The organism is Parafrankia elaeagni (assembly GCF_000374165.1).
Lineage (GTDB): Bacteria > Actinomycetota > Actinomycetes > Frankiales > Frankiaceae > Parafrankia > Parafrankia elaeagni.
Genome location: NZ_KB893781.1, coordinates 1 through 13,768 on the forward strand (window position 1 = coordinate 1; position 13,768 = coordinate 13,768).

Below are 13,768 nucleotides of genomic sequence, written 5' to 3' on the forward strand. Positions count from 1 at the left end.
GGACAGGCATGCGCGGGACCTTTCGCGAGGGATGCCGGACAGGTGGGGCCGGTCGGCGGGGTGGTGCGCCCGCTGGTCGGGCGCACCACCCCGGGGCGGGCAGGATCAGGCGGAGGTGCCGGCCGGCTGCGGGGTGGTGCCGGGGCGGGATCCGTTCCCGGGCGTCGCGGGCACCGGCTGGGAGGCGGCCCACGGGAAGTGCAGGCTCAGCGGCGTGCCGGCCGGGACCGGGCGCGGCTGGGACACCCGGTGGTCCGCACGCCACGACTCGACACAGCCGGGGCAGATCGTGCTCGCGTGCGGCGCCTCGTAGTCGACCGTGTCGAGCGGCCAGTCCGTGGGCGCCTCATCCGGGCACCCGTCCGGGAAGAACGGGACCAGATCGGCCGCGTTGAGGAACGGGTTGTCGGGATAGTCACCGGCCTCACGAAGCTGGACCAGGACACGGCTGGTGACATCGGAAACATGCATCGGGAAAGCTCCGTTTCACGGTGGGTGGCGGTTTTCCGGCACCCCGGTGCACGCCGGGGACTATCGGAATACACGCCGCGCGTATCGGACCGGACGATCGGATAGCGGCGCGCAGCGGAATCGTAACTCGACATACCGGGGCGGTAAACAATTTCCGGATCGCATTCCGGGAACGTGGAAGGCGCGCATTCGAGGATTCTTTGGTCCTGCCTCGACGGCTTTTCCTTCGGGTGTTCCGGCGATCAGGTGGCGGTGAGGATGCGCTGGGCGCGGGTAAGGAGCCGCGTGGCGAGGGGGCTGAGGGTGTTCCGGATGTCGGTGGGGTTGTACGGGGTCGCGGCGTGCCAGAGGCTCACCGGCTCGGCGAGCAGGTGCGTCCACCCGGACGCGGTCATCAGGTCGGCGGTGGCTGCAGACTGGTGGCTGTAGGGATTCCGGGTGGCCTTGACGCGCAGGGTGTGTTCGGGAAGGCGGTACACCCGGGTCAGCTGATAGGTCTCATCGCTACGGGAGGCGGTCTCGTCAAGAAGGCGGGCGAGGCGGTCGACCTCGTCGGTGGGGTGTGTGTAGTACTGCGGTCCGTCGTCCTCGGGCTGGTCGACGGGGTGGGCGTGCAGGAGGGCCTCCACATCGTCACGGTCGAGAAGGACCGGCGCCTTGAAGGCAGCGGTAACGATCCAGAGGTCAGTGCCGTAATCGGCGCGATCACTGGCCTGGGCCTTGGGGGAGGCGGGGCGGTAAAGGTCACCGATGGCAAGTTCGGCGGCCGTGATACGAGATACGGGAGATAGAAGGGGCTCCGCTTTCGCAGGCGTACCGGTCAGGGCCGGGGATGGGCTCGGTGCCGGCTTCTGCTCACCGGCGGGCTTCTCGCCGTCGGCGCGCTGGCCGGTGGGCGGCTGGTTCATGGGGTGCTCCTTGCCATGTGGGGTGCGGGTGGTGGGCGGCCCGGGGCGCAGGGGGCTACTTCCTGGCCCCGGGCCGAGGGGCTGGGTCAGCAGGGGTTGGCGAGGGTGAAGGCGAGGCTGCCGTCGGGCATCTGCACGGCGGTGATCCACCCGGCGTGCAGGGCCTCGAGGAGCACCGCGTCCAGGACGAGGGATCCCCGCATGGCGCCGGTGTGGTCGCCGGTGGTGATCAGGTGGGCGGCTTCGCCGGGGGTGAGGGGCCGCCCGTCGGGCGGCGGTGCGGGGTGCACGCTGCGGGCGGGTGGGGTGCTGTCGGTGTCTTCGTCGGGGCGGTATCCGCCTTCGGCGAGCAGGACCCGCGGCTGGACGGGATCGAAGCGGCGCCCGAGGTGGGCGTGGAACCGCTGGCCGGTGCCGGGGTGGCGCAGGTGGAACTCCACTCCGGCGGAGTGCAGGATCACCCGCGTGTGGTCGGTGGGGTGGTCGAAGACGAAGGTGTCGTCCAGGCCGGGCAGGGGGAGCCAGCCGGCGCAGGTGAATCCCGTCTCGTCCAGGACGGTGGCCAGACTGGGGTTCACTCCGTGGGTGGGGGTGGAGCCGAGCAGGTAGATCAGCGGCTGGTCGGGGGCGCGGGTGAGGTAGTACGGGTCCCCGATGTAGGCGGTGCGGCGCCGGGTGGGGAGGCATTCCGGGCAGGCGGTGGCGCGGTGGGGCCCGTCGTAGACCCCGTCGGCCAGTGGCCAGCCGGGGAGGGCCGCCGGGCAGCCCTCGGGCAGGAACGGCACGACGTAGTCGGCCGCCGGGGTGGGGGTGTCGGGCCGGGGGTGGGGACGGATGACGACATGACCACGGAGCGGGACCACGGAGTCCTCCTGGCGGGAGACATGCGGGGGTGGGGTGGGCGCGGCCCCGGCTGTGGGGGCCGCGCCCGGGGGCGGGCTAGGACGGGCGCAGGGCGCGTAGGGCGGCGTGGGCGATCGCGGCGGCGGTCTGCGCGGGGGTGGCGAGGGTGATCCCGGGGGCGGGTGGGATCGGGGTGTCCGTCTCGTAGCGGGTGATCCACAGCAGGTGGCAGCCGCTGGCGGCGAGCTGGCGCAGCCTGATCTCGCCTTGCTCCTTCTCGGTGGTGCGGAATTTCCCGTCGGAGATGATCACGAGGAGGCGGGTGGCGCCGCCGGGGCGGTCGAGGCCGAGGGTGGTGGTGAGTAGGTCGACTGCCTGGGTGAAGACCTCGGTGCCGTCGTCCGCTTCGAACTTGGTGACTTTTGCCGGGGCGGCGCCGGGGTGGGTGAGGGGCCGGACATGCCGTCCGAAGATCACCGTTTGGGTGTGGGTGCCGGGGACGGTGGCGGCGGCCGTGGCGGTGATCCACGCGGTGGAGGCGGCGGGCCCGGCGAATTTCCGCATGGATCCGGAGACGTCGACGGCGATGCCCAGGCGGAGTGGGGGGTTCGGGGTCTTCTTGTGGAGGGTGCGGGTGAACGGCCGGGCGGTCGGGAGGGCACCGGCGGCGCGTTGGGCGTCGGCGGCCAACGCGCCGCGCATCCGCAGCCGGCCGGGTGGGGTGGGGGAGGTGACCGTGACGGGGGCCCGCCCGGGGACGGCGGCGCGGCGCAGGGCACGGGCCAGCGTTCCCGCTGCGGCGCGTTCGGTGCGGGTCGCCGGGCGGGTACCGGCGGTGAGGGTCTTCCCGTCCAGGGAGTGTCCGTGAGGGTCGGCGGTGATCGCGTCGAGTGTCGCGGCGATCGCGTCCCCGAGCGGTGTCGCAGCCTCCAGGGTCGGGCCGGCCCCCTCGCCGCAAGCCCCGGGGCCGGCGGGCACGGCCAGCGTGCCGTCCTTGCCCTCCTGCGCCTCGTCGTCGCCGACGAGGTCGGCCCACTGCTCGCCGAGGCGGAGCATCGTGGCGGTGTCGTCATCGGCGGTGGCCCCGGCGGCCTGCCAGATGCGGCGCAGTTCGGCGAGGTCATCGGCGCCGAGGATGCTGGCGCACACCGCCTCGACCGGGGCGGTTTCGGACGGGCCGAGGATCCCCGCGTCGGCACGGGCGAGGAGCAGGGCGGCGGCCTGGGCGGCGGCGGCGCGGGTCATCGGCACCGGCGGGGCCGGTGTCCCTGTGGGCGGGTCGCTGTGTCCGGGCGGAGGTGCCGGCGTGCTCGCGGGCGGGTCCGATGGCTCGGCCGGGTCGGGGAGGAACGACGGGAGGATGAGGGTCGCGGCGGAGGACCGCAGGTAACGCCGGTCACCGGCGCGGCGTCCGATCTGGGCGGCTTCGATCCGCGCTTCCTCGAGGAGCATCGCGGCCCGTCCGGCGGCGGTGTGGACGTCGGTGGGGGTACGCCAGCGGGTGTGGGCCGCGTGTGCGCCTTCGTGGGTGAGCACTCCCCACAGGGCCGGGTAGCGTTTCGCGTCCCACGCGCTGCCTTCCACGGTGGTCGGGTCCACGTCGGCGGGCAGGCTGGCGGCGTCGACCTCGATCACGCCGAGGGCGGGGATGTGCACGCCCGGGGCGCCTCGCCCCGCACCCGGGGCGCAGGTGACGACCAGGTCGGTGCGTCCGGAGATGGTGGCGACCTCGCGGGTCATGGCGGCGGAGATCCGTAGCCACTGCCCCTCGGGGGTGGGGGCGGGGATGGTCGGGTCGGTGTGGATGTGCTCGCCGGGCATGGCGGGGCTCCTCGGGGCGCGGGGCGGCGGGTGGGCAGGCTTCGCCCACCCGCCGCACGTCGTGGGGCGGGGCGAGAGGGTCGGGTTAGATCTGCGCGCCGAGGGCGAGGGGGGTGAGCTTCATCCCGAAGGCCTTCTCCACGGTGTCCGCGACCGTCGGGCGGTCCTCGGCCGGGGCGATCCCGATCAGGTTCGCTGCCGCCGCCGCGTCGCCCAACACGTCCGCGATCTTCTGGAAGGCGATCAGCTCCCGGAGCTGGGGTGACCAGCCGATGTCGCCGGACTCGCGGCGCCGGTGCAGGTTCCGCGCAACGGTCACCGCCCGCCAGTCGATCTTGAGTCGGGTGGCCAGGGCGAAGTCGGTACTCACCTCGACCTGCACGGAGAACCGGGACGACAGCGCCTCGGTGAGGATCGCGCCATGCACCCCGGGGTTGTGCCCGGCGATCACGTAGAAGCCGGGGGCGGCTTCGATCGTCTCGCCCTTGTGCGCCTTCACGATGATCCTTTTCCGGCCGTCCATCGCCGGGTACATCACCGCCAGCACCGCCGGGCTGATCAGAGTGGCGTCGTCGACGAGCAACACCCGTCCCTCGAGCATCGCGGTGATCAGCGGCCCGTAGATGAACACGTACCGGCCGTCGGGGGTCTGGGTGTACTCCCCGATCAGGTCCCCGACCTGGGTGTCCCCGTCCCCGGCGATGGTGATCAGGTCGTCGCCGAACGCGGCTTCGATCACCGAGGTCTTGCCGGTGCCCGGAGGTCCGTAGAGCAGGACCGGTACCTCCGCCGCCCGCAGCTTGCGCAACACCTCGACATCCGGCAGGTCCGCCAGCTTCCGGGGCCGGTACACCTGCCCCGAGGGGCGGATGATCCCCCCGTCCGGCGTTGTCCTCGGCGCAGCCGGGGGCGTCGGCGGAGCTGGGGCCGGTGGGGTCTTCGGTGTGGACAGGACCCCGACCTTGATCGAGAGCGCGTCGCGGGTGGTGTCCGTGGCGGCGTACCGGAGCGGCTTCGGGCTGGTCAGGACGGCCTGGCCTGCCTCGGCGAGGCGCTCCAAAGCGTTGCCGACCGCACCGGAACTCCGCCCGAGCGCCTGGGCCACCGCTGTCGGTGCCTGCGGGCCTGGGTTGCGTAGGAGGTACTCGGCTACGAGACGACGTAGGGCGTACGGGGCGAGGCGCGGCGCCTCAGCGGCGGGGGGCGGGGCAGGGCTGCTCATCGTGATCTCCAGGCACGTGACGAACCAGCGGGCGGGTGGGGTGGGGTGGCGTGCCGCGGCATCCACACGCCACCCGGGAAAGGTGGTGCTAGCGGCGGCGGCGCAGGAGACGCCGCAGGCCACGGGGCCGGCGGACGACAGTCAGGCACCCGTGCGGGCACGACATCCGCTCATAGGGGGTGTGCGCGTTCAGGCTGCGCACCAGGTCGATCGCGCCCTGGTCCACCGTCCGACCGCCCCTCTTGAAGATCATCTCGTCTTCGACGGTGACGGTCAGGTCAGTCGGGGCGTCAGGGTCCCGGAGGTAGATCGACACCGACGGCGTGTCGCCGTGCTCGTGGTGGATCCAGACCACCAGGGTGCCTAGGGCCAGGTAGTCGGAGGGCTTGTCAGACTCAGGCATCGTGGCCGGTCCCTTCGCGGGTGGCGGGGTGGGGGAACACTTCGGTGATCGCGTCGAGGTGTCCCTCGTGCTCGGCGTAGGTGATCCACTTCTGGGTGGTGCGGTAGGGGCGGACGAGGGTCCCCTCGTTGCCGCGCACCTTCCGTAGCCGGGACGCGACCTGCTCGACGTCCAGGGCGTCGACGGGGTACGGCGTCGAGGCGACGGTGTTGATCCCGGCGTCCGGATCGACCAGGTGGGCGTAGTAGAACCCTTCCGGGTGGGGGAACACCGCGATGATGGGTGTGCGCATGACGGGTCACCTCCTTTCCGTGGGCGGGGGGTTCCGGCGTGCACCCCGGTCGCGTGTCGCGGTACCGGTTTCCCGGGCGGGCTTCGCGTTTCGCGTTTCCCGTTCGGGCGGTGCGTTTTCGGTGTGGGACAACATTAACCTCGTCCATTCACGAACGGCAAGATGTTTTTCCATGACTCTTTAGGAATGTTTTCGAAAAGAGTCATGGAAATGCGCTTGCCTGAACGGGAATGGCGAGCTATTCGCGTGCACACGTGGATAGGTAATGGGCGAAAAGAGTCATGGAAACGGGGATGCGAGTGCCGGGGGGTCGAGATAGAATGGTGCTAACGGAATGGACGCGACGCACGGAAGGGTGGTGGTGAGATGGCAGAGACGACCGGCACGGCCCGCCGCCGCCCGTCAGGCCGGCGCGTAGCGCCGGCCTGACGGGGGCCCAGGCGGGCGCGGGCGGGGCCGGCGTCCCGCCGGCCCCAGGGGCCGGATAGCCGCCCGGAGGCGGAAAACCGTGTGGTGGTTCGGTGTCCGCCCCCCAGGGCGGGCGCCGGGCCGCCGCACGTGTTTTCCAGGCCTCCGGGCGGCGTAGCCTGGCCGCCGACCGGAGGGGGCTGCGGGCCGCTGACCTGCCATTTTGCCTGCCGCTTCCCCCTCCGGCTTCGGTGGAGGGGGTGATGGCGCCGGTGTAGGCGGAGGCGACGGAGCCGGTGCCAGCGCCGGTCTTTCCCACGTGAGCCCGGTCCTGTTCGGACGCTGGGACCGCGCGGTGTCCCCGGGTGTCAGCCGCATGGGATGCGGTCAGGCAGGTGCGGGGCGGGTAGCGCCACGGTAGCTGGGACGGACGTAGGTTTCGGTCCGGACCAGGGTTTTGCGCCGGGGGGCGTTAATCATATTCCCGCCGCCAATGTAAATTCCAACGTGGGTGATGTCAATGTCGGACGGTCCGTAGAATACGAGGTCTCCGATTTCCAGGGGAGCCCCTGGGGGTAGTCGTAGTCCGGCGTCGAACTGGTCTTGGGCGACCCGCGGGATCGTGATTCCGGCGGCGGCGTAGGCGGCCCGGGTCAGCCCCGAACAATCGAACCCATTCTCGCCATAGTCAGGGCCGTCACCACCCCACAGGTACGGCAGGCCGAGCTGCGCGGTGGCGTAATCCACCGCGGTCAGCGCCGCTGTGGAGGGGCCACTGCCGGAGGGGCCGGCGCTGGCGGGATCGAGGGTGGTGTACATGTCGGCCTGGGTGAGAACACGCGTCACGTACGAGGTGTCGTGGTTATAGGCGTAGAGCGCCCCGGGGATATCCGCGCCGTCCCGCGCGCCGGAGGCGCACAGGTAGTGCGCGGCAGAGTAGATGGCGTCGGCGGGATTGTTGATGTCGGTGGTGCCGTCGGCGTCGCCGTCGACGGCGTAGGCGGTGAAGGTGCCGGCCAGGAACTGCATCGGCCCGACCGCCCCGGCGTCCGACGTCCAGTCCGGGTTCTGCCCGTGGTCGGTCTCGACTTTCCCGACGGCGGCCAGCACGGTCCAGGGCAGGCCGGGGCAGGTCGCGGCGGCGGCGAGGTAGAGCTGCTGGTAGCCGGCGGGGATGTCGGCGGTGGCGGAGGGAGAGGGCCGCGGCGTCTGGCCACCGATGCCGCCGCCCAGCAGGCCCGCGGCGGTGGCACCGGCGAGCAGCGGCACGACGAGCAGGAGAAGGGCCAGGGCAGCGGCAAGCCGGCTCACTGGGGTTCTAGCGGTGAGCCTCCTCCGAACAGCAGCTGTGGGGGGCGGGGGGAGGGCGCCGGATTGGTCTCCTCCTCCTCGCCGGGTTCCGGGGTGTCGTCGAGGGGGGACCGGGGGGTGATCAGGGTGCCGTACCGGTCGGTGAGCCCATCAAGATCGGTGCGGGTGCTCGCGTGCAGCGGGAGCCAGACGTGGCGGGCCGGCGCGAGGTCCCCCGGAGCCGGCACCGGGGACGGGGCACCGTGCGGGGAGGCGGGTGCGGGAAGCGGCGCAGCGGTGGCGATCATGACACCGGCGGGGCTGGCGGCGAGCCGGACCCGTAGCTCGCGTTCCCGCCGCGCCGAGGGCACCCAGATCAGCACCGGGCTGGTCAGACCGCTGGACGCGGCGAGGCGGGTGTAGCCGGGGATCTTCCGCGCCACCTGGGACAGCGATTCGCTGCCGCTGTCGAACTCCAGGTAGAAATCGAGGCGGCGCCGCGCGGTCTGCCAGGTGCCGTAGCCGTCGGGGCGGATCCAGCGTCCCCACACGGCCGTGGCGCGGCGTTCCGACCACCACACGGTCAGCCCCTGTTCCTCGGGCCGGCTGCGGGTGTCATGCACCCAGGCGGAGAAGACGGTGTTCACGCCGAGGAGGTGACCGAGCCGGGGGGAGGTCGCCCAGGCGAGCAGCTTGTCCCGGCGGTAGCCGAGCTCGGCGACGCTGATCGCGCGCCGGGCGGCGAGGATCGCCGCCCCGGCGTTCCCGAGGACGTAGTGGTTGGGGCTGGAACGCATGCCGTAGCCGAGGCGGACCCGGTCCACGGCCTGCAACTGGTACAGGGTCGCCATCCGCATCCGGGTCATCCGCTCCCCGGTGAACGCCAGGCGGGTGAGCTGGTGGCGGGTCAGGACCCGGTGTTCCAGCAGCATCTCCAGCAGCCACCGGTCGCGGACGGTGAGCCGACCCGCCAGCTCCAGCAGGGCACGATCGGACCCGCTCACCGCCCACTCCCCTCGGACGGCCGAGGCCCCCGGCCCGCATCCGGGGCCGCGGTGTGCCGCCGCGCCGCCACCCGCAACGCCTCGGCCCGGCCCGGTATCGCCGGTGGCAGGGGCCGGGTTCTCAGGGTGAACGCGGCGGTGTCGGCCTGATCCACCACCAGGCGGGCCGCGGCCGTCCACGCGGGAAGCCGGGCAAGGTCATGCTGGGTGAGGACCGGGCTGACATGCCGGGCGAGATCGGCGGCATCCTTCGGTGAGACACCGAAGAACAGCTTGCTGCGCGCGTTCGTCGACAGGGCGTCGGCCAAATCGTCGGGCAGCTGCCGCAGGTGCTGGTGCGCGAGGGTCATGGACAGCCGGTAGCCGCGGGCCTCGGCGAGCATGTCCTCCACCGCCCCCGGCATGGTCAGAAAGTTCTGCGCCTCGTCAAGGAAACAGGTGGCGTCGGGACGCTGGTCCGGGTGCAGGCGAGCGCGGTGCAGGACGGTCTGCCAGATCTTCGCGAGCACGATCGACCCGACGATGCGGGAGGCGTCCTCCCCGATCACACCTTTAGGGATCCGGACGAGGAGGATCCCGCCGCGGTCGAGGACCTCACGTAGGTCCACGGTGGACGGGCCGGCGGCCAGGGCCTGGCGGGCGAAGCCGCGCAGCAGCAGCGCGCGGAGCTTGTTCAGGATCGGGCCGATCGCCGCGGCACGGGCGCCCTCGGACAGCTGCCCGTACCACTCCCAGAAGCTGCGCAGGATCGGATCGGTGACCCCCGTGGTGGCCTTACGCCGAGCATCGGGATCGGTGAGGACCTTCACCACGTCCTCCAACGTCGGGAGGATGCCCGTGCGGGTGCGCCGCTCGAGCAGCGTCAGGCAGGTCGCGCGGAGCAGGTCATCGGTCCGCGGCCCCCACGAGTCAGCCCAGATCCGGCGGAAGATCCCGACGAGCTGGTCGGTCGCCAGATCCGGGTCGCCGCCGTCGAGGATGTTCAGACACGGCGGGGCGGCGGGGTCTTCGGGGTCGAGGAGCACGACCCGGTCCGCGGCGTCCGCGGGTAGCCGGGCCAAGACGTCGTTGACCAGGTCGCCCTTGGGGTCGAACACCGCCAGGCCACGGTGGGCTTCGGCGTCGGCAAGGATCATGTTCGCGAGCAGCGTCGACTTTCCCGATCCGGTGGCGCCGACGACGTGCACATGGTGGCGGGCGTCGGCAACGTTCAACCCCACCGCGCGGCGCCGGCCCGCCTCGGTTTCCCCGAGGGGTTTCACCCGGGGCCCGGCCTCGGGAATCCCTGCCGGGGGTGCGACCGCGGCGGCACCCGCGCGGGACAGGCCGGGGACCGCGGTGTCCAACGGGAGATGAGCGAGCGCGGCGAGTTCACCGACGGCGAGGAGGTCTCCGCGGCGGAGCCGTCGTGCGGCGAGCACCGGGACCGGGTGCGGCAGCTTCAGGCGGCGCAGGTAGTTGTGGCCGGAGTAGAGGGCGAACGCGGACGCGAGGGCGTGGGCCCGGCCGCGCAGCATCATCACCGCGGCTTTCTGCCTGGGCTTGGTCATGGGTGGGGCGAGATGGGCGGCGGCGTAGGTGACCGTGGCTTCCCACCGCGGGCCGACCGCCTTGAGGCCCATGGCGCGGGACGCGGCCGCGTCCTCCGGGGGTGTCGGCCCGGCCGTGCCGACGGTCTGCCCTGCCGTGGGCCGGGGCCCGGCGTGCGGGGTGATCAGGTCCAGGGCGCGGCCGGCGAGGCTGGGGGTGTACTGGCCCCGCTGACGCGCCGCCGCCCGCCGCGCCAGGCGCAGCCGGCGCCCCGTCACCGGCCGGGCCAGCAGCTGCACCACCGCGGCCTCGTCGTCATCCAACTCGGACGCGGCGCTGAGCAGGGAGCGGATCGGGTCTCCGGAGGTGTCCGCGCGCAGCGGGAGGACGTCGACCTGGGCCAGGCGCAGCTGCCCACCGATCGCCAGCGCGTAGTCCGGCAGTGGTGCGGTCGCGGGCCGGGTCGTGGTGCGCGCGCCGGGCCACGCGGCCTGCACCGCCCGCTCCACCATCCCCGGCGGCACCGGGCCGGGAACCCACAACCGGATCACCGTGCCCGCGCGGGTCGCGAGCAGCTCCCACCCCAGGTGCGGCTGGCCGTGCAGCAGCCGGTCCCAGAACGGGCGTTGCAAGCCACCCATCTGCCCCCAGAAGATCTCCGCCGCGTGGGCGGGAACCTCGGGCGGGGTCAGGATCTCCACCGTCCGCGCCCCCTCACACAGCACCGCGTGCCGGTGGGCGCGGACCCGGCCGCGGCCGTACTCCGCGCCCAGCAGGAGAACGACGGTGAGAAGGGCAAGCGGCCACCAGCCGGCGTGGCCGGCCAGCCACGACTGCACGCCGGAGACGATCCGGTCGGGGTCGGTGAGCCACCCCGGCAACTCCGGGGGTTCCGGAGCCGGCGGAGGGGGTGGTGGAGGGACGGGGGGAAGCCCCGGCGGAGGGGCCGCAACAGCGAGAATCATGCATGCCTCCAGGCATGTGAGCAGGACAAACAGGACGTGGCAGAGGGGGTGGCCCGGGTGGTGCCGCCGGGGTCCCGGCGGCACCACCCGGCGCGGCGGGGATGCGGGCCGGGTTAGAACGGGTCGGCGTCGTCGTCCACCGGCCGCCGGGCGGCCTGGCGGTGAGGAGCACGGCCCAGGCCGGCGCTCGCGCTGTCGGTCTCCTGCGGCCAGGCGGGATCGAGCGGGCCAGTGTCGCCAGGAGCGGTGGTGGTGTCGACCGGATCTGTGGTGATCAGCGCGTGTTCGGCCGGTGACGCCAGGGCGTGCAGGGCGGTGCGCTGCCCGGTTCCGGTCAGCAGCAGGGCGTCACCGGGGCCGGCGGTGAGCAGCTGGGTGGCTTCGCCGTCGGTGAGCTTGTAGACGCGACGCAGGTCGTCGATCACGCTGGGGTCCTGGCGGAGCAGGATCTGCGTCGCGCTGTTCGCGATGACGGCCCGACCGAGGTCGGAGCCCAGCAGGTCGGCGGAGTCCTGGGTGACCACGGCCAGACCGGCCCAGTGCTTGCGGGCTGCTTTGGCGAGCCGGAACAGGAACTTCGCGCCGGCGGGGTGGGCCATGAGCAGCCAGCCCTCGTCCACCACGACGAGGCGGCGCCGTCGCTGGGCGGGGTCGGCGACGGTGCGCCAGATCGCGTCCAGGGTGAGTAGCGTCCCGGCCGCTTTCAGCTCGTCGGGCAGAGCGCGCAGGGAGTAGACGACGAGATGCCCGGTGGGCTGGGTCGTGGTCGGGTGAGCGAACAGGCCGGCGTGCGAGCCGGTGACGAACGGGGCCAGGCGGGCGGCGAGCGCCGGGCCGGCCGGGTCCTCGGCCGCGGTGAGGGCGGCGGTGACGTCGGCGAGGAGCGGCGCGGGCCGGGTCCAGGTCGCAGGATCGCCGGTGATCCCCGCCTGCCGGTAGGCGGTGAGGATCGCCGCGTCCAACGCCGCCCAGCCCCCCGCGCCCAGCCCGCCGCCGCCGTCGCCGGTGGGATCGCCGAGCAGCGTGGCGATCAACGTGTGGCAGAACAGGGCACGCCGCGTCAGCAGGTCCGGGTCGTGGCGGGAATGGGCGGGCAGATCCAGGGGGTTGAGGTGCACCCCGGGCGCCCCCAGCGCGAGACGGGTACCGCCGACGGCGGCGGCGAGCCGGGCGTACTCGTCCTCCGGATCCACAATGGCGACCTCGACCCCCTGGTAAAGGGACCGCAGGACATCGAGCTTCATAAGAAAGCTTTTGCCGGTGCCGGAGGCGCCGGTGGTCACCGAGTTGTAGTTCGGCTGCGCCCACCGGTCATGGGCCACCAGGCCTGCCGAGTGCAGGTTCGTGCCGTAGACGACCGGGGCGGCACCGGGGCGCTGCGGGTCGGGCAGGGGCAGGTCGGGAGTGGTGAACGGGATCCCAGCGGCGAGTGCGTCGGTGTCGAACGCCCGGCGGATCCGGAGCAGGTCCAGGCCCAGAGGCAGGGTGGAGACCCAGCCCTGAATGGTCCGGTACCGGGCCCGACGCACCGTGAGCAGCAGGCTGTGCGCCAGCGCGGTGACCCGCGCCGCTTCCTCCGCGAGCTGGTCACGGCTGTCGGCGTAGACCGTCAGATACAGCCCGACGCGGAACAGCCGCGCCTCACCGCGGGCGACCTGACGGGCCAGCTCCCCGGCGTCCTGGGCGGCGGCGTCGAGCTCCGGGTCGGCGAGCCGGCCGGCCGCGGCGTCGGCGCGGCGGCCGGATTCGAGCCGGCCCAGCTGGCGGCGTAGCCGCAGCGCCGCCACCGCGGGCGGGGTCGGATCGATGTGCAGGGCGACGTCGAGGCGGCCCGGGTAGGCCAGCAGCGGTTCCATCCACCCCGGCCCGACCTCGCGCGGGTAGCCGACCACGGTGATCGTGGTCGCGCACAGGCCGCTGACCTGGACCTGCCCGGCATCCACCACCAGCGCCGGTGGCGTGAACAACGCCGGACCCTGCACCGGCAGCCCCGGACCCGCCCCCTGCCCACGACCGGGACGCAGAGGCCGGCGGCTGCGTGACTGCGGGGGAATGCGCGGGTGGTGGTTGCGGCTCATCGGTGGCCTCCGGTCCGGGTGTGGCCGCGGACCGGGCCGGCCGCGGTGACACCCTCGGGTGGTGGTGGCCCGGTCGGGTCGGCAGCGGAGGCAAGCAGACTGGTCAGCTCCGGGCCGGTGAGGATCCGCCCGCGTAGCCCCGCGGCAGCGAGCAGGCCGAGGGCCTCCTCGAGGCGGCGTGCCGCCGCCTCCGCAGCGGTGTCCCGGCCGCCGCGCAGCGCCGGAACCGGTTCGTACGCGGTGAGCAGGATCTGCCGGCTGCGGAGCCGCCGGGTCGCCGCGAGATCGGCGAGGAAGGTGGCGTGATCACGGGCGGCGGCGACCAGCGCCGGATGGGGTGCCTGCTCCGCGAGGGCGCGCAGCCGGTCGGTGTGCGGATCGAGGCGGACCGGCACCCCGCGGATCGTGATCTGGATCCGCCCAGACAGGGCGTTGAGCATCCGCCCATACCCGGCGACCTTCCGCGCGGTGTCGCTGTCACCGGCCAGCGCCAGGTTCACCCCCGCCACCTCGGCGACGACACCGACCGCACC

Annotated in this window: 11 protein-coding genes and 1 pseudogene; all 12 read right to left on the bottom strand. The window is 73.0% G+C overall.

Features of this window, described 5'->3' with window-relative positions:
- Positions 1-105: 105 nt before the first annotated feature.
- Positions 106-471: a hypothetical protein gene (locus B207_RS0129290; RefSeq protein ID WP_018640254.1), complete on the bottom strand. Its 366-nt coding sequence runs from the start codon at positions 469-471 to the stop codon at positions 106-108.
- A gap of 242 nt (positions 472-713) precedes the next feature.
- On the bottom strand, positions 714-1,379 hold the full coding sequence (locus B207_RS0129295; protein WP_018640255.1) for a hypothetical protein: 666 nt from the start codon (positions 1,377-1,379) through the stop codon (positions 714-716).
- Between the two features lie 86 nt (positions 1,380-1,465).
- A complete protein-coding gene (locus tag B207_RS36285) occupies positions 1,466-2,242 on the bottom strand; it encodes a hypothetical protein (protein WP_018640256.1) in 777 nt (258 codons plus the stop codon).
- 76 nt (positions 2,243-2,318) lie between these two features.
- Entirely contained in the window at positions 2,319-4,043 is a 1,725-nt protein-coding gene (locus tag B207_RS0129305; protein WP_018640257.1) for a hypothetical protein, read from the bottom strand.
- Between the two features lie 85 nt (positions 4,044-4,128).
- Positions 4,129-5,265 carry an AAA family ATPase gene (locus tag B207_RS0129310; protein WP_026311567.1) on the bottom strand — a complete coding sequence of 379 codons (1,137 nt, stop codon included), beginning with the start codon at positions 5,263-5,265 and terminating at the stop codon, positions 4,129-4,131.
- 88 nt (positions 5,266-5,353) lie between these two features.
- Positions 5,354-5,668, bottom strand: coding sequence for a hypothetical protein (locus tag B207_RS0129315; protein WP_018640259.1), 315 nt, complete (start codon positions 5,666-5,668; stop codon positions 5,354-5,356).
- Positions 5,661-5,960 carry a hypothetical protein gene (locus B207_RS0129320; RefSeq protein ID WP_018640260.1) on the bottom strand — a complete coding sequence of 100 codons (300 nt, stop codon included), beginning with the start codon at positions 5,958-5,960 and terminating at the stop codon, positions 5,661-5,663. The genes B207_RS0129315 and B207_RS0129320 overlap by 8 nt, the downstream gene beginning before the upstream one ends.
- A gap of 795 nt (positions 5,961-6,755) precedes the next feature.
- A complete protein-coding gene (locus tag B207_RS0129325; protein WP_018640261.1) occupies positions 6,756-7,679 on the bottom strand; it encodes a C40 family peptidase in 924 nt (307 codons plus the stop codon).
- Positions 7,676-8,662 carry a replication-relaxation family protein gene (locus B207_RS0129330; RefSeq protein ID WP_018640262.1) on the bottom strand — a complete coding sequence of 329 codons (987 nt, stop codon included), beginning with the start codon at positions 8,660-8,662 and terminating at the stop codon, positions 7,676-7,678. The genes B207_RS0129325 and B207_RS0129330 overlap by 4 nt, the downstream gene beginning before the upstream one ends.
- A complete protein-coding gene (locus tag B207_RS0129335; RefSeq protein WP_026311568.1) occupies positions 8,659-11,157 on the bottom strand; it encodes a type IV secretory system conjugative DNA transfer family protein in 2,499 nt (832 codons plus the stop codon). The genes B207_RS0129330 and B207_RS0129335 overlap by 4 nt, the downstream gene beginning before the upstream one ends.
- A gap of 113 nt (positions 11,158-11,270) precedes the next feature.
- Complete coding sequence (locus B207_RS0129340; RefSeq protein ID WP_026311569.1) at positions 11,271-13,235, bottom strand: VirB4 family type IV secretion system protein; 1,965 nt, start codon at positions 13,233-13,235, stop codon at positions 11,271-11,273.
- A pseudogene (locus tag B207_RS40890) lies at positions 13,232-13,768 on the bottom strand (PrgI family mobile element protein); the annotation flags it as partial. The gene B207_RS0129340 and the pseudogene B207_RS40890, both read right to left, overlap by 4 nt.